Below are 18,949 nucleotides of genomic sequence, written 5' to 3'. Positions count from 1 at the left end.
CTTAATTTTTCGCCATTTTTCAAGGGGTACCTTACAAAAAATGCTAAATTCCCTATATAATAAAAGGCGCTGCGCTACCACGCAGGGTCTTTTTGGCGATTTTATGGCAAAAAGAAAAAGGAAAACTAGGAAATCTGGTTCCATGATAGGAAAGCTGTTCAAGATTACCGCTGCATTCGCGCTGGTCGGGCTCATTTGCTGCATTCCGGCGTACATCTTCGTGTTCAGGATTCTCCCGGAGAGGGACCCCGACAACCAGTTCAACCGTGATTCCATACTGCAGGTGCTTTCGGGCGAGACCCGCGTGTACTACAACGACGGCGACGAGCTCCTGGGCGCATTCTTCGATGCGAACCACCGCATTTACGTGCCCTACGGCGACATTCCCAAGGATATCGTGAACGCGCTTATCGCCGCCGAAGACGCCGGCTACTGGAACCACAACGGGTTCAGCCTGCAAGGATTCTTGCGCGCGATGGTCGCAAACATCAAGAGCGGCCACATGCGCCAGGGCGGCTCCACCCTCACGCAGCAGACGGCAAAAAACGTGCTCGGCCGCGAAGAAAGGAGCATCAAGGCCAAGTGGAAGGAACTCATCAACGCGCTCAGGCTCGAGACGCATTTTAGCAAGGAAGACATCCTCGAGTTCTACCTGAACCAGTTCCATGTTTCCGGTACGGGCAAGGGCGTGGCCATTGCCGCGCAGTACTTCTTCGACAAGGAACTCAAGGACCTCTCGCTCGCGGAATGCGCGTTTATCGCGGGCTCCGTGAAGGGCCCGTTCAACTACGACCCGTTTATCCAGCGCACCGAAGAACGCCGCGAAAGGGCAATAAAGCGCGGCGAGGACCGCCTGCGCTACGTGCTGGGCCGCATGGTCGAGGAAAAGTACATCGACAAGGAACAGATGGACGAGGCGCTGGCACAGCCGCTGCGCTTCAAGCACGGGAACTTCCGCTTCAGCGTTTCCACCACCCTCGAACGCATCGACGAAAAGCTCTCGAGCGACTTTTACCAGAAACTCTTCGAAGAGAAGGATATCGGCGACTGGCGCAAGGCGCAGCTCGAAATCGTTTCTACCCTCGACGCGAAGAGCCAGGATGCCGCAAAGCGCGCACTCCAGACCAACATCAGCAACCTGCAGATGCAACTGGGCGGGTTCATGCTCCCCAAGGCGCAGTACGCGAACAAGGCAGTGAGCGCACGCAAGGGCGACTACCTGTACGGCGCAATCGACACGGTACTCTACGACGACAAGGGCGGCCTCAAGGCGCTGCGCCTGAACTTTGGACAGCTCAAGGGCGAGGTGGGTACGGAATCCCTCAAGGAATTCGGCAAGCAGGTCGGCAAGGACCCGGCCGCAGTACTCGGCAACCAGACCAAGAAGGGCGCAATCCTCTTGGTGAGCGTCACCGACGAGACCAAGGTGAACGGGTTCGTGCCCTGCAAGATAGAGACCGAGCCCGTACTGCAGGGCGGCCTTATCGCCATCAAGAACGGCAAGGTCGTGGCAAGCCAGGGCGGTTTCCACAACACGGACTTCGACCGCAGTTTCAAGGCGCTCCGCCAGCTCGGCAGTAGCTGGAAGCCAATCCTCTACGCGCTCGCGCTCAAGCACAACTGGAACTACCTGAGCATCCTCGAGAACGACTACAACGTGTTCCAGTACGTGAACCAGTTCTACTACCCGCGCCCCGACCACAAGAACAAGGGCGACCTGGTGACCATCGCGTGGTCGGCAACGCGTTCCGAGAACATCGCGAGCATCTGGCTTTTGGACCACCTGCTCGACAAGCTGAACCAGGACGAGTTCAATTCCGTGGCGCAGGAAAACGGCTACGCCCGCCTCTCCGACGAAGACACCAAGGCATACTTCGCGAGGCTGCGCGACAAGTTCGGGCTCACCCTCAAGGAAGACGTGAAACGCGAAATCGAATTCACCCGCGCCCAGTACGCGCTCGCCGCGGAATACGAGGCCGAAGAAAAATTCGACCGCGCCATCGACGTGCTTGACCTGCGCTACGGCACCTACAACGACGTGGCCATAAAGCAGGCGAAGAAAGACGACAAGATAAAGGCGTTCATCGCACACAACTTCAAGGACTACTCCGAGATACTCCGCAAGCGCGAGGTGCAGGAACTCGACCCGGACCTCTCCGAAGCACTCCCGCCGCTCGATTCCGTAAAGCTGTTCAGGAACTTTACCCTCGGCGACCTGAAGCGCATTACCGTCAAGATGCAGCCCGTGAATTCCGAGGTGGACTACCTGGATGCGGAGCACCTGCGCTACTGGCCGGATTTCCGACGCTCCCTCTCCATGGCGGAATACGCACGCTTCGCACATGAAATCGGCATCAACCAGAAGTTGCAGAAGGTGTTCAGCATGCCGCTCGGCGTGAACGAGATTACCCTTGCCGAAATCAGCACGGCATACCAGTCCATACTCACGGGCAAGGTTTACAAGTGCAAGGACGGCGACTGGAACGAACCGTGCTTTATCAAGGAAATCAAGAAGGACGGGCAGACGATATTCAGGAACTCCGTGGAATCGAAGGTGATTCTTGATTCGCTCGTGACATCGCAGATGGGCGCCATGCTGCGCTCCGTGTTCACGAACGGTACGGCACGTAGCCAGGTGGGCGCCCTCACGGTAACGAGCCCCGACAAGGGAACCTCGCTCCGTTACCCCGCCCTCGGCAAGACGGGTACCACGAACGACTACAGGAACGTGGCGTTCATGGGCGCACTCCCGGTGTACGTTACCGAGAAGGAGGCCGTGGCGCTCGATACCGTAGTGGCAATCGGCAGCTACGTGGGCTTTGACAACAACAAGCCGCTCAAGTCGGGCAAGACCCGCATCGCGGGCGCCTCGGGTGGCCTGCCGCAATGGGCCGCCTTCGCTAAAGAAGAAATCGAAATCCTCGGGACGCCGAACATGATTGACTTCTTCGACATCTCGATGCTCGCCGCAGGCGAAGTCCCGCTGCACCTGGCAAACGAGCGCGGGCAGATTAGCGTGGATCCCGTCACCGGGTTCTACATCGCCGACGCATCGCAGGGCAGGCCGCTCCCCTACATAGAGGTACCGGGATACGTACCGCCGCAAATCCAGGAGAAGGCGGCCGAGGCCATCGCGACCACCGGGATTATGACGAGCATGCCGATGCCGGGAACGATGCCCGCCCCCGCGGAGAATAACGGCGCAGGCGCCCCTGCAGAAGCGGGCCCGGATGCGGGCGCCGTGCAGAATAATGCTGCACCGGTCGCGGAACAAGCAACAGTGAATTCTGCAGCACAGGCGCCTGCAGAGCAGCCCGCCGCGCCCGCAGGCAACGCTGCGGCGGCACCTGCGCCGGTTGAAAACGCGCCGGCCGAAGCGCCTATAAACAGCGGCGCGGCATTAAACGGCGCGGCATTAAACGGCGCGGCCGCCCCGGCAGAACCGAAGGCCGCCATGCCGAAGGACGACGACTGGGATCTGCCCGCAGGTATGGACGGTGGCGCATTCGTACCTATCGAGGCGGAATAAGACCAGGTTAAAGAACGGCGCGATGCGCCGACAGAAGTGTGAAATGAGGAGTGCGAAATGAGCACGAAATTTTTGTACAAATCCCTCCTGATGCCGGCAGTGGCTTTCGCGCTCGCCGCCTGCGCAGGGAACACGCCCTGCCCCGCGACCGACGCAGCACCGCAGGCAAGTGCAGGTGAAGTTGCGGCCGACACGCAGGCCGTTCCGCAGGGCAACGCGCCCGCGGGTGAAAGTTCCATAGCCGGCGACAAGTCCGCATCCGCGCCCGGCAAGCAGGCGGTGGCTCCGCAATCTGACGCATCGCCCGTCTTTACATCGAGTGCGCTCGACAGCTACAGGCTCGCCTCTCCGGATTCCATTCCCGCGACAAGCCCGCACAAAGGCGGCAGTGCAGACAACGTTACCCATAATACGCCCATTCCCGTATTGAACGACGTTCCCGTAGACCCCTACACCGCCTTCCCCGCGCTGGTCTCCCGCGTGTTCGCATACGCGGATTCCCTCTACGCGCAGGGCCTGACCGATTCCGCGAGCGCATACCTGCAACGTTTCCGCATCATCAAGCCGCTCTGGAACACCTGGGAAACGCAGACCGATTCCATGCTGAACGAGTTCGGCAAGACCCGCGCCGAGAAGGCGAAGGCGTTCGAGCCCTACGTGCTTACCATCCAGAACATGAACCGCGTGCAGGCCGCCTACAGTATGGTCAAGGAGACTGCGGATAGCCTCATCGCGCTCGCCCCGGGCGACTCGCTCGTGAACTGGGCGAACGGCCAGATGCAAGTCGCCTACAAGAACACGCTCGCGAAGGCAAAGAAGGAATACGCAAGCATCAAGGCGCTCGCCGATGACCACGCCCAGTTCAAGGAGGCGGCACAGAAGGCAAACGAACTGCAGATGCGCTACCGCGATTTCGAGAAAGAAATTCAGATCCAGGCGCTTATCGACTACATCGCGGGCCTCATGGCCGCAAACGACGAGGAGGCAACCAAGTACTGGGAATCGCACGACCCCGCCGAGGCCCTCGCAAAAGCCGGCGAACTCGTAAAGGCAGGCAAGTACGCCGAAGCCAAGTCGCTGCTCACCAAGCTCAAGGCGAGCAAGCTGCGCAAGGAGGCGGGCACAAAGTACCAGGAACTCGCCAACACGTTCTGCAACGCGCAGCGCAAAACCACATCGCAGATATTCGCGAAGGCGCAGAAGCAGAAGGATGCCACAAAGAAAAAGAAGTTGCTCCAGGACGCCATCGCACCGCTTGACAAGTGCCTCGCGGAATACCCCGAATACACGCAGAAGCAGAAGGTCGTAGACAACAAGAGCTTCCTCGAGAAGGAACTCGCGAAATGATTGACTCCGAAGTGTGGCAATATGCGCAGTACCCCGCATTCTTTGTGCTGGGGGCAGTAGTCAGCCTCATCAACAGCATCGCGGGCGGCGGTTCCACGCTGAGCCTCCCCATCATGATTTTCCTCGGCATGCCCGCGACCGTCGCGAACGGCACCAACCGCATCGGGCTCATCATCGGGAACTGCAGCAGCGCATACAACCTGATGAAGCACGGCTACCTGAACAAGAAAATCTTCATGCAGCTCGTGATACCCACCTTCCTGGGCGCGCTCGTGGGAGCATGCTTCCTCGTGCACATCGGCGACAAGGCGTTCCAGGCGATACTCGCGGTCGTCATCTGCGCCGTGGTGGTCATGAGCAACCTCCGCAAGGACATCCTCGGCAAGCCTCCCGCGACACCCCCCGAAAAACTCACGTGGAAGGGTGCGCTCGGGTTCTTCGGCATCGCCATCTACGGCTGCATCGTGCAGGTGGGTGTCGGGTTCGTGCAGATATTCGGGCTTACGCGCTACACCGGCATGGACGCCGTCCGCGTGAACGCGCTCAAGAACGCGCTCACCAACGTGTTCCTTATCGTGAGTACCATGGCACTCGGCATCGCGGGCAAGATCGACTGGCCCATCGCCCTCGTGATGGCCGCGGGTGCATGGTTCGGCGGTTACCTCGGGAGCTTTACGCAAAGGAAAAAGGGCAACAAGTTTGTCCAGCACTTTATCAGCGCCTGTAGCGTCGCGATGGCCGTGTATCTGATTGTGGACCTTGTTATTTAATTCGCAATATTATGCGAATTAAATGCGTTTTACAGGTATAATTCATTTAATTTAATGAATTAGAATTCACGCATCCTGAACGGATTCCTTCAGTCGTTTCCGTTTATCGCGCAGCTTTTTTTCGCAGGTCTTGACGGTTTTATCGCAGGTCTTGGCTTTTTCATCGCAGGTCTTGGCTGTTTTATTGCAGGTCTTGACTGCGCGGCGTTCTTTCCTTTCACGCGCAGACTTTTCCTCGAGGGTTTCGTTCAAACCCGCAAGCAGTTCTGCCGCAATCGCATCGTCACCGCCGGCAAGCAGTTCCTTCTGCTCGCGGGCCAGTTTCTTGATACGCGCCTCGAGCCTGAGCGCCTGCTCGTACGAGGGCAGTTCGAACTTGCGCAGTATGCACTCCGGCGGGAACGCCTTGGTGAACTTCGCCCCCTTTCCGGATTTGTGCTGTTCAAAACGCGCCTCGACATCTACGGCATAGCCCGTGTATATGCGGTTACCCGCACAGCGAAGCATGTAAACGAAGTGGGGCATTTTATGGCAGTCGGCAGATTTTAGTTGGCAGAACTTAGTCGGCAGTGGGCAGAGCTTAGTTGGCAGAGCCTAGGTCGCTTCGTTCTTCGGCTCTTCAGGAGCGTCATGCGGCTTCGACACGATGTTCATGTATATCGTACCGAGGATTGCAGCACAGAAGCTTCCGAGCAATATGCCGAGTTTCGCGGAGTCCTGGCGGTCGCCCACGTCGAAGGCAAGGCCCGCGACAAACAACGCCATCGTAAACCCGATACCCGCAAGCATGCCGCCACCCCAAAGGACCTTCCAGGGGTAGCTCGGCTTCTTGGAAATGCCAATCTTGACCGAGAGCAAACTGAACAGGAATATGCCGATAGGCTTGCCCAGAATGAGGGCGATTGCCACGGCACCCATCACCGGAATCTCGACGCCGCCAAGCTTGATTTCGACACCCGCGTTGCTGAGCGCGAACAGCGGCATAATGAAGAAGTTCACCCAGGGCACCAGCGGCTTGAAGAAACGTTCCTGCATCGAGATACTCTCGCGCGCACCGCGCTTGAGCTGCTGGAACACCTCGTACTGTTCGTTCCTGTCCTTCGCCTCGCCCGAAAGCGCGCCGCCCAGGCTACCCGCAAAGTGGGCAAGCCTGCCCTTCGCGAGCACGGGCTTCGCCGGTACCGAGAGGCCAAGCAGCACGCCCGCGATGGTCGGGTGCACGCCGCTCTTCACAAAGAACGCCCACACCGCAACGCCAATCACGCCGTGCAGCAGCAGGTTACGCACGCCAATGCGGAACAGCACGTTGATAAGCACCAGCAGTGCAAAGCCCGTCCCGAGGGCCACAAAGTTGATGCCGTCGCCGCTCGGGTAGCCAATCGCAATCACGAGGATGGCGCCGATATCGTCGGCAATGGCGAGGGTCAAAATCATCACGCGCAGGGCATGCGGCACCTTCTTCCCGAGAATGGCCATGCAGCCCACCACGAAGGCGATATCGGTAGCAGTCGGCACGCCCCATCCGTGGGCGGCGCTATGTTCGCCATGCGGGCAAAGGAGCAAGTAAATAAGTGCAGGGAAAAGCATACCGCCCGCAGCCGCGATAATCGGCAGGCTCGCCGCCTTCGGGTCGTGCAGTTCGCCGTATGTCATTTCGCCCTTGACCTCGAGACCGATATTGAAGAAGAATATCGTCATCAGGGCATCGTTGATAAACCAGTGCAGGTCGCCCGCGCCAGTCCAGCCGCCAATCGTCATGGAGAACGGCATGTGCCAAAAGTGGTGGTACGTTTCGGGGCTCAGGTTCGCCCAGACAAGAGCGGCAAGCGTCATGACAATGAGCACGATGCCGCCCGTCGTTTCCACCTTCATCAGGCGTTCAACAGGGGTAATGATTTTCCGGACGGGGGTTTCCGGGAACAGATCTTCAATCTTGTCGCTGCTAGTAACTTTTGCTGACATACGAAAACAATATAGATTATTTTGAAAAAATCTTTGACGGAAAAGCGAAAAACTGCAAAATTTTACGATAAACGGGCCTAAACGAGTATATCGCGGTAAGCATCCACGAGCCTTTCGAGCGATATGGCGCAGTTCGCGGGCGACGTGGAGGGGAGTTTAACCGCATCGATGCCTACATCGGCGGCACAGTACTTCTGGTATAGTTTGTGCGCAGTGGCGCCCGTACAGAATATGCGGGTTACCTTCGACCTTGCCACCAACGCGGCTATCTTGTTCGGGACGGCATCCTCGATGCTCGTGTCGCTCGCCCCCACGATGGTACAGCTTTCGAGCACGTCCCAGAGGGCGATGTGGTGCCTCTTGAGCATGGCCTTCTTTTGCGGGATGGTCTCGGGAATTTTTTCGCCGAGGACTGTTGCGAGCACCTTCCAGAAACGATTCTGCGGATGCCCGTAGTAGAAGCCCACTTCCCGCGACTTGGGGGATGGTATCGAGCCCAGCAGGAGCACGCGCGAATCCCGGTCGTAAACCGCGGAGAACTCGTGCGTCACGCGGGCGCGCACATTTTTGCCAGCAGGAGCCTTCTTGCCAGCAGTCGACTTCTTGCCGGCAGCAAGATGCGCGCGGTTCGTTCTCTTTTCTGTTCTGGTGGTCATAAGCAACTGCGGGTAAAAATATGAAATTTTCTATCTTTCCCTGCATGGACAGAGCACGCCGCCGCAAGTTTGGCCAGAACTTTCTGGATGTACCTACCGCACAGATGATTGCGGGCGACCTGCCTGCAAATGCCGGAGAGGCAGTGCTCGAGATCGGCCCTGGGCACGGCGCCCTCACGGAACACCTGCTCGACCGCGCCGTGCAACTCACTGCCGTCGAAATCGACGAGCAGTGCGTGGAATTTCTGCAACAGAAATTCCAGGGCCGCGAGAACTTCCACATCGTAAACTGCGACTTTCTCAAGTTCGACCTGCAGGCATTCCTCGACGCGCACGAAAAGCCGTGGGTTACCGGGAACCTGCCCTACAACGTGTCCACAGCGATTATCGCGGGGCTCATGCCTCGCCTGCACCTCACAAAGGGATTCATGGGAATGGTCCAGCTGGAAGTCGCCGAACGCATCTGCGCCGCCCCTTGCAGCAGCAACTACGGGAGCCTCTCCGTACTCGTGTCCGCGTTCGCCGACACGCAGATATTGCGCAAGATCGGGCCCGAGCACTTCACGCCCCGCCCGAACGTAGACAGCGCCACGATGCTCCTCACACCCAAGGAATGCCCGCTTGCCGCTCCCGAGGGCTATTTCGAGTTCGTACGCGCCGCCTTCACGCAAAAGAGGAAGACACTCGCGAACTCGTTCGGCCGCGCCTACGACAAGAAGAAAATCCAGGAAGCCATCGAGCTTTTGGACTACCCCACTACGGTACGCGCCGAGGAACTTTCCCCCGCGCAGTTCCTTGAATTCTACAAGGTCATCGTCGGGGAATAACCTTATTTTTCGACCGTGGCCTGCTCGAAGTCAGTCGCGGTAAGGCTGCTCACGTCAACACTGCCCAGGTCGGGCGATGCCGCCAAGCGGTTCGCCTGCTTCTCGATGACCTTCTCGAACAGGTTGCGCACGTAGCGCCCGTTACCGAACCTGCTATCCTTCCGGCTCACCGCATCGGCAATGCAGCGCTTCATGGCGGCAGCGGCGGCCGTGCCCATCTTGTAGTCGTATTTGTTGAGGAACGATCTGAAAATTTGCGCAAGCTCGTCTTCAGTGTAGTCGGGGAAGTCTATGTACCTGTTGAACCTCGAGGATAGACCCGGATTCGAATTCACGAAGCGCTTGATTTCTTCGGTATAGCCGGCGATAATCACCACCAGCCTTTCGCGGTCATCTTCCATGCGCTTGAGGAGCGTGTCAATCGCCTCCTGCCCGTAGTCGTTTTCCGCACTGCGCGCGAGCGTGTAGGCCTCGTCGATAAACAATACGCCGTCCAGTGCCTCGTCAATTACCTTGTTCGTCTTGATGGCGGTCTGCCCCATGTAACCCGCAACCAGGTCCGCACGGGTCGCCTCTACCAGGTGGCCCTTCCGGAGCACACCCAGGTCCTTGAAAATTTCGGCCATGATGCGCGCAATCGTCGTCTTGCCGGTACCGGGGTTTCCTGAAAACACGAAGTGGTACGATGTCGGGGGCACGGAAAGTCCCTTCTTCTTGCGTTCATTCTGCACGCGGATAAAGTTGTAGAACGTGACGACTTCCTTCTTTACCGTCGAAAGCCCGATGAGGGAATCGAGCTGCTTCACCGCCTCGCCGGACGGGACGTGTTCCTCTTTCTGTATGCGGAAATTCCGCTTTACGGCATCCTTCAGCGGGGTATCCTTGTAGTTCACTACGCGCGTGGAGCACTTCACGAATCCCGGGCGACGCGCCGCCGAGCGGTTGTTGCCGATATAGCGTTCCAGGTACTGCAGCCACTGCACCTCTTCGGGCGTGAGCCTGCCGTCGATGTTCGCGAGCGCCGCGGAGTAATCGTACATCAGGCGCATGTACTTGCGGACCGCATCGGGCGAATACCCGCCAAAAATTGCGGAGAACAGGAAGAGTTCTCCCGTAGATTCCAACTGCGCGTGGTTCTTCTCGAGGTTATGGACCAGCGGGCCCATCTCTATTTCCCTGTCGACAAACGACTGCAGTACAAGGCGGTTCCAGTCCGTAGTGGCAGGGGCGTTCGTACGCAGGCGCAACAGCAGGGCTACAAATCCGCACGACTCGTAATCGTCCAGGCTCATCTCGTGCCCGAGCTTTTCCGAGAGGTAGTTGACATCCGAGAGGAATATGGTCGAAAGTTCCTGGAAGGTATCCGTGCCTTCGCCCAGTTCAAAATGCTGGCGCAATTTCTCGGCAACGCCGTCGTAGTATATGAAGTCCTTGAAAAAGTTCGAGATGGCATTCACCGTTGGTGCAAGTTTTGTCATGTACTTCGTGAGCTTCGGGTCTATCTTGCCATCGGGCCTTACAGCGACGGCATACTGCGAATCGCCCGCGAGAGACTTTTCCAGCGGGGAGGTCATTACCTCCTTCATGAGGTCGGCAACCTGCTGCGCGGTCTCGGTAGAGCGGTAGCGGGTCCATATATGGAATCCGATAACCGCCACAATCAGGAAAAGCAAAATAAAGAGGAAGTACGAAGATGGGCCGAGAATAGTAGTGAGCTTGATTATCCCAAAAGACCCAAAAAGCATCACCAACATCATGACGATGGTGATGCACGTAAGCATTGTCTGGTTTATCTTTCTTCTCGGCATACCTTTCCAAATCTATAAAATAATATCCGGAAAAGAGCGCCAGGCATGCGGACAACAGAAAATTACTTGCGGTTCGGCCTCTTGTAGCCGAAGGGCTTCAGCAGGTCGTCGCGCACCTTGCGCACGTAACCCTTCCTGTTGGATTCCTTGTCCCTTTCCACGGGCGGCGTATCGCACTGCAGTTCGGACCTGACCGAGACATCGGTCTTGTACAGGTATGCGCCGGTCGCGTACTGGCGTCCGTCCGCCGTTCTCACGTAGCCGTCCTTGTCCGGTTTCTGCTCGAAGTAAAGCGTCATCACGCCCGCATCGTTCGTGTATTCGGGCTTGTCGAGATCCTGCTCGAACGAGAAGTAGTCCACAAAATTCCCGAGCGTCGTGTACACCCAGATTTTCACCTTCATCGTCGTGTGGTACAGGCTCGCCTTCGAGATGTCGCTCCCGAGGGATTCCTGGAATTTCGCAGTGCAATGTTCACGCACGTATTCCTCGACGGTGTGCTTGTCGCCGTTCTCGGAATCAATCCCGTCGTAGTTTACAAGGCCGTCCTTCCCGACAAGGTCATCGAGCGTGGCGAGGCCAAGCGTGGGGCGAATCGTGGAGAGCTTCGTGTCGATGGCGAGCGTCGGGCCAAGGTGCCCCTCGAGTCCCGGGTACGGTTCATCGCCGCTCCCTTCCTCCGTCTTGAAATCGCCGCCACGGAGCGTCTCGATTTCCTTGTCCGCCTTCGAATTGTAGATGGTCACCGCGAAGGTCTGCCCTTCCTTCGGTTCGTTGCTGGCATAGTATTCCTCGGTCTTCTCGCGGGTCACGATTGTCACCGGGGTGACCACGGAAATATCCAGGTCCTTCGAGTTCTTCATGATGACCTTCACCGTATCGCTCGCCACGTTGCCCGCCTTGTCGCGGTAGAAGCGCACAATCGCATTGCCACCCTTCACGAGCCCCTGCTCGGTAAGCGTGTCCATCACCACGGGGCCGTTGCCGTCGTTCCTGTCAACGGTCCATTTCACGTCCACGTAGTTGGCATAGAATATCGCGTTGTTTTCCGGCGAAAGGATTTCCACCTTCGGGGGAATCACGTCGACCACGATATAGATGGACTGGCTAGATACATTGCCGAACGCATTCTCGTACATGTAGGTCACCTCGTAGCCCACGTTGCCGTCCTTGTCCTCGATAGTCTTGCCCTTGGAATCCAGCGCATAGCCCACCGTGACCGATTCACCGTTCCTGTCGGTATAGCGGTAGCTTACCGTATAGACCGCACCCGTTTCCGATTCCACGGGCGCGCCGGTGAAGGCATCCGCCACATACGAAATCTCGACAGCCTTCCCGTCAATCTTCGTCGTGAACGAAACCTTTATCTGCCCGTCCACCACGTCGCCCTTCGCGTTCGTCACGTAAGAGACGGTCACGGAATCGTTCCCGATAGCCTCCCTGTAGCTCACGAGCACGAGGCTGTCGTTGAAGGGCGCCTGCTTCACGCTGCCAGCGGGCATATCGTTCAGCACGGGCTTTTCCGAAGCAATCTTTTCGACCGTCTTGAACGTCGCCTGCGGTACGTTCAGCGTCTCGAACATAACTGCAGAAACGATGATTTCGCGTTCCGTGTACTTGCAGGTAGAATCCGTGTACGTGGAATCGAGAACCGGTTCCTTGACCTTGACGGAGATATCGTTCTGCTTCTTGTTCACGTAGAACGCGGTATCGCCCTCGGCGGGTTCTTCCGCGATGGTATAGATATTCGCATCGGGCATCTTTTCGACCGTCGTAGAAACCTGCACCTCGGGAGTCTTCGTACAAACGAATATTATCACTTCCTTCACGGCGGGCATGTCCTTCGTCTTGTCGTAATAGGTGAGCGTCACCACGTTGTAGCCCTCGTGCAAGTCCGTGAGGGTCGTATCCGGCTGGGGAATGGCGTCGCCCGTCCACGAGAGCGTGAGCGTCTTGTCGTTTATCTTGATCGGTTCCTTCGGGTTCGACTCGCTATAGTTGCCGTTGCCCGATTCCGCGTGGGTCACGACAATCACGGAGGTCTCCATCACGTTCACGATGTTGATTTTCACTTCGGCCACGCTCTTGTTGCCGTCGGTATCCGCAATCTGGACCTTTACCACGTAGTACTTCTGGCTGTCCGGGAGCGCCTCGTAGTCAAACACCTCTCGCGTCGTAATCACACCCGTCCGCGCATCAATCTTGAAGAGTGCGGAATCACCGCCCACGAGGCTAAAGCTGTTCTCGCAGAATCCGGAATTTTCGCCGTCCTGGTCGTAGTAGAGCATCGTACCGACGGTCGCCCCCACGGGCATGTTTTCGGAAACCTGCATCACCGTATCCGTCACGGAAGGCGGATCGTTCTCGTCGACAATCAGGATTTCCACCGCGGTCGAATCTTCGGACGTGCTGTTTGCGCACTTCACAAAGAACACGTAGGAGGACTGCGTCTCAAAATCGAGAACCCCGTTGACGTATATGCGCGTAGTATCGAACCTGAAGGTGGCACCCGTATCGCCCGAAACGATAGCGCAGCTCTCGATGTCGCTAATGCGCAGCTCATCTATAATCCCGACGAGCGTATCGACCGAAGCGTTCTCGTTGATGGTGTACTGGAACCGCACCACGTTTATCGTCATCGTCCTCGCGGAATCGCTGATGTCCGGGTTATGGATGTTCGCCACCATAAATTCAAATGTCGTATAGGGCGAGCCGTACTCGTCATGCGCCGGAGTGTAGTTCAGGCTACCGGGGAACTTGATGAAGTCTCCAGCCGCTACGGGAGCGCCGTTGTACTTGAGCGTGCCCGAGGCAGGGAGCGTCTTGATAATCACGCCGTACTTGTCGAGTACAGTCACGCCGTCATTCTCGTACGCCGGGAAAGCAGTTATCGGCAATGTCTCGTTCATCATGACGGTGACGGAAGTATCTTTCGACACGGGCCGCTTGTCGTTATCCACGATGACATACTCCATCGAGTAGCTGGAATCCGCATTGCGGTCGCCGTCCGGGGTAATCGCCGCCGTCAGGTTGAAAATCTTCACCAGGACGAGCTCGTCCGCTTCCTCGAGCATGTCGTCCTTCGCGTGGAAAACGATGGGCGTTTCCAAATCCTTCGAGAACTGCGGGAACGCCGCATGCCCCGTATCTCTCCCGCACACCGGAATCTCGGTGTAGTTCGATTCCAGCACGTCATTCGCGTTTGCAAAGCTGCAGGCAGGGTCGTCCATGAAGCCGTCGCATTCGCTCGCGGGCTTCAGGGAAAAACAGTAGTCGAACGTCACGCGGGTCGGCGGGTCCTTTGAAAGCACGAGCTTCACCGTATCGCCGCGGGCCTCGTTATCTTCGTAGGCCATGGAACCCACCGCCATGTTGATTACAGGTGGTCTGAACGGCACGTAACGGAAGTCGCCCGCCTTGAATTCGGCATTGATGGAAACCTTCTTTGCCAGGAGCTGCCCCGCAAAGTTGTAATGCTGCTGAAAACTGATTGTGCCACCCGAAATATACGTTCCCTGGATAGTGCAGTTCTCTGCCGGGAACGCGATGTCGTTCGGCGTGTAGAAAAGGAGATTTCCGCCGTAGTTCTTATTCAGCGTGGTGTCCAGGGTACCGCCTTCCCACTGCTGTGTCGTCTCGTTCCAGGAACCCTCCGTCACGTTCAAAATGACTATGTTGTGCAACGTAGATGTAACCGTAAGATTTCCGTCGACAAAGATTCTCACATAACGATTCCCCGACATGCGAATGAACAGGTTGTCGTTGTTGTTGTCCAGCAGCATGTCCCCTTTCACATGGATATTGTAGAACTGGCCGGAACCTGATGGAATGTCGATGTAGTTGGTCTTATCGCTGAACGTGTACGAATCGACTTCTAAGTCATAGGTAATCGAGGAATGGTCTACGCGCGGCACATCCAGTGTGCTATCAAGTGCCGGGATATCATTTGCGGCGCAGTCAAGCTTTCCCCCGCCCTTGACCAAGCCCTTGGTCATGGTAGACTTGTCCCCACGCACGCAGAAGTTCCCGTGAAGTTCCACGTTATCGCTGTTAACGGCGTTATTGCCTATGTTGAAATTTCCGCCGAAGTACGAAGGGCCGGTCACGATATTGTCCTGGCCATCCCCGTTTTGGAAATTCCCTGCAAAGGCGAGCGGGCCACCAATGCTGTGCTTGATGTTGCGCATTTCAAGCCCGGCAATCGCGCTCCCCGAATACCCGACCGAATCAGTAATCTGCACGTCCTGCCCAATGAAGGCGACGCCATAGGCATCCCCACTTATGCCCGTCCCCCATAGTTTGTACTTAATGAGTCTCTGCCATTCGTCGTTCTGCTCCTTATCCGTCAACGCGTCAGGACTCGCACCGAAATAGAACGGCGTAATTTCCGAGGCAAAAAGTTCCGCCACGCCCCCAAGGCACAGGAACAGCGTCCCTAGTGCAAACGACAATTTACACTGTTTCATCGTTTTTCTCCTAATAAATGCTCGAAGCACCCCGTACGTAAAAAAAATATAATAAAAAAAAGTAAACGTTTGTCCGCAATTGCCCCTTTTATAGACAATTCATCCATAAGTATCGAGGAACGTCGGGGAACATTTTTCCTATACCACATTAGATTACTTAATGTCAGGGTGTGCTCCGTAGGTGGATTAGGGCAAAAAAGGAGTACAAATGAGTATTATCACGCGCAGTTTTCTTGCGACGGCGAGCATTCTCGCTTTTTGCGGGCTCGCTTCCGCCTACACCGTGTCGGGCAGCGTTTCCGACGAGCAGGGCAAAGCGCTCGAGGGCGTCTCGGTAAGCCTCCTCAAAGAGGGCAAGGCGACCACCACCGACAACCAGGGCAAATTCACCCTCTTCGAGGACGAAACCATCGGCTTCCATGCCGTCAGGAATTCCGTCGGGTACGTGAGCGTCAACAACGGCGTGCTCTCGTACTCGCAGAGCACCAGCGCGCCCGTCCACGTGCAGATATTCAACTCGCTGGGGAACCAGGTTTTCGGCAAGACCCTGCAGGGCTCCGGCATGTTCGACCTGAACAGGGCCATCAAGGCGCACGGCACCTACTTCGCGCAGGTAACCGTAGGTAACGCAAGGCAGAATTTCAAGTTCTCTACCGAGGGCAGCTACAGCAACACCTTCAGCGCACATGCAAGCGCACTCCTGAAGGAGGTAGCGCAGGGCGAGGCAATCCGCTTCGTGGCAGAGGGCTTCGACACGCTCACGGTACCGCTCGGCACGCTCGACACCACGCTCGACGTGAAACTCAAGGCAGTGGCACCGCAGTTCAAGTTCGGCTATGCGCTGGGGAACGAACCCACCCCGAGCAAGGGCTGCGGTTCCAACTCCAAGTTGCAAAAGGTCAAGAGCGTCGAAAATGGCGACCAGTTCCAGATCAAGGTAGGCAACGACAACCGCACCTACTTCATCACCCTGCCCAAGAACTACGACAACAAGAAGCCGCACAAGGTGCTCTTTGCACTGCACTGCTACGGCAGCAATGGCGAGGACTTCGTGCACCACAAGGCCGACTACGACCACCCCACTCCGTACTACGGCCAGCAAGTGCTCGACAAGAACGGCGACTACATCTTCGTTTCTCTCGATGCGGTTGGCGGCCTGTGGACCAAGGGCCAGGGCGACCACGACTTCTTCGCGCAGACGCTCACCACCCTCGAGGAGAACTACTGCATCGACACGAGCCGCGTGTTCATTACAGGCTTCAGCTTCGGCGCCATGTTCAGCTACTCGCTTATGCAAGATATGCAGAGCCGCGTGCGTGCCGCCGCGACATACGCCGTTGCCGACTACAACATCTGGCTGCCCGAAGGCAACAATATGAAGGACCTACCCATCGCCTGGATGAACGTACATGGCGTAAACGATGGCCGTTGCAATTACGACCGTGCAAAGAACAGCGCCCTTCCGCGCATCCTCAAGCGTAACGGCAAGGCCGACGCGAACGGCGACTTCACCGACGCAAGTTCCGAGAAGCCCAAGGAAATCAGCGGCAATACAGGGCACGTGTGCTACGACTTCAAGAACGTAGACGAACGCTTCCCCGTCAAGTGGTGCACCTGGCCGGGTGACCACCAGTGGACTGCGCACGACACCGGCAACATGGGCGTCGGCTGGAACTGGGAACAGACCTGGGTCCCCGAAGCGGTACACGAGTTCTTCGAGCAGTTCTAAAGTTTTACACCTCCATAAACTACCCTAGGGTCCGCCGGTAACACGGCAGGCCTTTTTTATTTTCCGTTAAGCCGGAACGCCACGCAGGCGATGTCTACGGCACGGGGTAAGCTCATCTCGCGGCTCATGCCCTGCGGCAGGTTCCTGAACCCGACATTGCAAATCGTATCGCAGAGTTTCTGCGCCGCACCCGCAACGGAATCACTTGCGGGGGCAGAACCCTCCGCGGTATTGCTCGCCGCGTTCTGGAGCATATTGAGCAGCATGAACCCTGCACCAAGCCGCTGCTGCCTATCCACAAGCGTCACGAGGCGCGAGGTATCGGCCACAAGGAAACCAATCTGCAAAAGCGAATCGCCGGCGAGTTTCACCTTCACCTGGCGCTCCACCGCAGAGGCAGGCCGCACATGTTTCTGCAGGGGCTGCATGTAGGCGGCGAAGGGGCGCGATTGTGGCACTTCGGCAAGCTCCGACGTGGATCCTATCGCCACACGGCTCCAGGATGACATCTTAGCGCATTCCGCCCTGTAATTCGCCATCACGATTATGTTGTCTGCAAGGTCGAGATAGTCCCCGCAGGCACCGGCGACAAGGATAAAGTTCATACCCGCAGAAGCGAGAGAACGAATGCGGTCGGTCAGCGGAATTAGCGGTTCGCGCTCGTCGCCCAGCAGCTTGCGCACGCGCACGTCGCGAATCAGGAAGTTCACCGCCGAGGAATCCTCGTCGATAAGGAACGTGCGCGCTCCCGCCTCCATCGCCTCGAGCAGGTTCGCCGCCTCGCTCGTGGAACCCGAAGCCGAGAGCGTGCTGAAATCCTTCGTGCTTATACCACCGGGCAGGTCACGAACGAACATCGAGAGGTCGGTCCCGCGTACGCTGCGCCCGTCCTCCACGCCCACACGGAGAGCAGTATCGTCCACGACTATACCCTCGCGCCCGTCGCCCGGAACATGCGGGTACACCGCACGTACAAGCGCCTGCAGCAGCGTGGACTTCCCGTGGAACGCACCGCCGGTAATTACCGTAATCCCCTTCGGGATACCCATCCCGCGGATTTCGCGCCCGCAGGCATTCAACGTCACCGCAAGTTCCGCAGGCGCTGCAAACGGCACCGCCCCTTCAAGCGGCATTTCGCTCAGGCCCGATGCCCGCGGAAGCACAGCCCCGTCGGGCACAAACGCGCAGAGCCCGCGCCCGTCCAGCTGCGCAAGGATTTCCCTGCGTTCGGCAAGCACGCGGTAATGTCGCTGCATCGCGGGTTCGTCGCCCTGCGTGTAGTAGAGCCCCGCCGCTACCAGGTCGGGCATGACCATCGTCAAAATCTCGGCGGCAAGTTCCGCCTGTATCTTGCGCCCCTCGCCAGGGAGCCTCACCTGCAGACACGCGCGGATCTCGCCGTTGTCTATCCACAGGCTGTTCCGCACCAGCATTTCGGGTCCCGCCGTGTCGAACACCACGGCGGCATCCTTACCCGGGTAGCGTTCCTGTACCATACGTCCGAGCCTCCGGTACAAGAAATCGCTCAGCGAAAGCCGGTGCTCGAAATCCGAGCCCCACTCCGGCGCATACCCGAGCGTCGCGAGTTTCGCACGCAACAGCACGCGCGATGCCGGCGCATACGGGTCGCCCTGCACGTGGATGAATTCCAGCACAAAATCGCCGAAATCCCATTCCCGCGTGGCGAGGTTCTTGTAGGTCCCGTAGGGTTTCCCGTCGAGGGAACGTATCTTCTGGTACAGTGCTTTCATATAAAATCAGGCCCGAAAGGCTCGTTTAAAAGAATTTTACCTACAAAATATTATAAAATGCGAGCCACTTCAAGGAAATCTTTATATTTTAGGGTAAAACGCAA

The 18,949-nt window shown here is 57.4% G+C and carries 11 protein-coding genes; 5 read left to right on the top strand and 6 right to left on the bottom strand.

Translation table 11 applies throughout. The features are described from left to right. Positions 1 to 142: 142 nt before the first annotated feature. Genes BUA44_RS00500 through BUA44_RS00490 form a run of 3 tightly spaced genes read left to right on the top strand, consistent with a single transcriptional unit; the run spans position 143 to position 5,646 of the window. Positions 143 to 3,529, top strand: a complete 3,387-nt coding sequence (locus tag BUA44_RS00500; protein WP_255370407.1) for a transglycosylase domain-containing protein — start codon at positions 143 to 145, stop codon at positions 3,527 to 3,529. A gap of 57 nt (positions 3,530 to 3,586) precedes the next feature. Beyond that, complete coding sequence (locus tag BUA44_RS00495) at positions 3,587 to 4,876, top strand: hypothetical protein (protein ID WP_072807624.1); 1,290 nt, start codon at positions 3,587 to 3,589, stop codon at positions 4,874 to 4,876. After that, positions 4,873 to 5,646, top strand: a complete 774-nt coding sequence (locus BUA44_RS00490) for a sulfite exporter TauE/SafE family protein (protein ID WP_072807623.1) — start codon at positions 4,873 to 4,875, stop codon at positions 5,644 to 5,646. Before BUA44_RS00495 ends, BUA44_RS00490 begins: the two co-directional genes overlap by 4 nt. A 66-nt stretch (positions 5,647 to 5,712) precedes the next feature. Here the strand turns inward: BUA44_RS00490 and BUA44_RS00485 are convergent, their stop codons facing one another. The 3 genes from BUA44_RS00485 to BUA44_RS00475 all read right to left on the bottom strand — a co-directional run bounded on the left by BUA44_RS00485 (position 5,713) and on the right by BUA44_RS00475 (position 8,264). Beyond that, positions 5,713 to 6,171 (bottom strand): GIY-YIG nuclease family protein, encoded by a 459-nt coding sequence (locus BUA44_RS00485; RefSeq protein ID WP_072807622.1) that lies wholly within the window; start codon positions 6,169 to 6,171, stop codon positions 5,713 to 5,715. A gap of 69 nt (positions 6,172 to 6,240) precedes the next feature. Next, positions 6,241 to 7,608, bottom strand: a complete 1,368-nt coding sequence (gene nhaA / locus BUA44_RS00480) for a Na+/H+ antiporter NhaA (RefSeq protein ID WP_072807621.1) — start codon at positions 7,606 to 7,608, stop codon at positions 6,241 to 6,243. A 77-nt stretch (positions 7,609 to 7,685) separates the two neighbouring features. Further along, positions 7,686 to 8,264, bottom strand: a complete 579-nt coding sequence (locus tag BUA44_RS00475) for a DNA-deoxyinosine glycosylase (protein ID WP_083579398.1) — start codon at positions 8,262 to 8,264, stop codon at positions 7,686 to 7,688. A 44-nt stretch (positions 8,265 to 8,308) separates the two neighbouring features. Between BUA44_RS00475 and rsmA the strand changes: the two genes are divergently transcribed. Further along, positions 8,309 to 9,091 (top strand): 16S rRNA (adenine(1518)-N(6)/adenine(1519)-N(6))-dimethyltransferase RsmA, encoded by a 783-nt coding sequence (rsmA, locus tag BUA44_RS00470; RefSeq protein WP_072807955.1) that lies wholly within the window; start codon positions 8,309 to 8,311, stop codon positions 9,089 to 9,091. Positions 9,092 to 9,093: 2 nt separating this feature from the next. Here rsmA and BUA44_RS00465 read toward each other — a convergent pair whose 3' ends face one another. Both BUA44_RS00465 and BUA44_RS00460 read right to left on the bottom strand, forming a co-directional pair. Further along, positions 9,094 to 10,899 carry an AAA family ATPase gene (locus tag BUA44_RS00465; protein WP_083579397.1) on the bottom strand — a complete coding sequence of 602 codons (1,806 nt, stop codon included), beginning with the start codon at positions 10,897 to 10,899 and terminating at the stop codon, positions 9,094 to 9,096. 62 nt (positions 10,900 to 10,961) lie between these two features. After that, positions 10,962 to 15,365 (bottom strand): cadherin repeat domain-containing protein, encoded by a 4,404-nt coding sequence (locus BUA44_RS00460; protein ID WP_083579396.1) that lies wholly within the window; start codon positions 15,363 to 15,365, stop codon positions 10,962 to 10,964. 208 nt (positions 15,366 to 15,573) lie between these two features. Here BUA44_RS00460 and BUA44_RS00455 point away from each other — a divergent pair, with 208 nt between their 5' ends. Then, a complete protein-coding gene (locus BUA44_RS00455; protein ID WP_072807618.1) occupies positions 15,574 to 17,094 on the top strand; it encodes an esterase in 1,521 nt (506 codons plus the stop codon). A 56-nt stretch (positions 17,095 to 17,150) separates the two neighbouring features. Here the strand turns inward: BUA44_RS00455 and BUA44_RS00450 are convergent, their stop codons facing one another. Further along, on the bottom strand, positions 17,151 to 18,845 hold the full coding sequence (locus BUA44_RS00450) for an ABC-ATPase domain-containing protein (protein WP_072807617.1): 1,695 nt from the start codon (positions 18,843 to 18,845) through the stop codon (positions 17,151 to 17,153). Positions 18,846 to 18,949 lie beyond the last annotated feature (104 nt).

Origin of the sequence: Fibrobacter sp. UWR3, from assembly GCF_900143055.1 — a bacterium.
Classification (GTDB): Bacteria; Fibrobacterota; Fibrobacteria; order Fibrobacterales; family Fibrobacteraceae; genus Fibrobacter.
The sequence above is the reverse complement of the archived record's forward strand: the minus strand, read 5'-3'. Positions and strand labels throughout refer to the sequence as shown.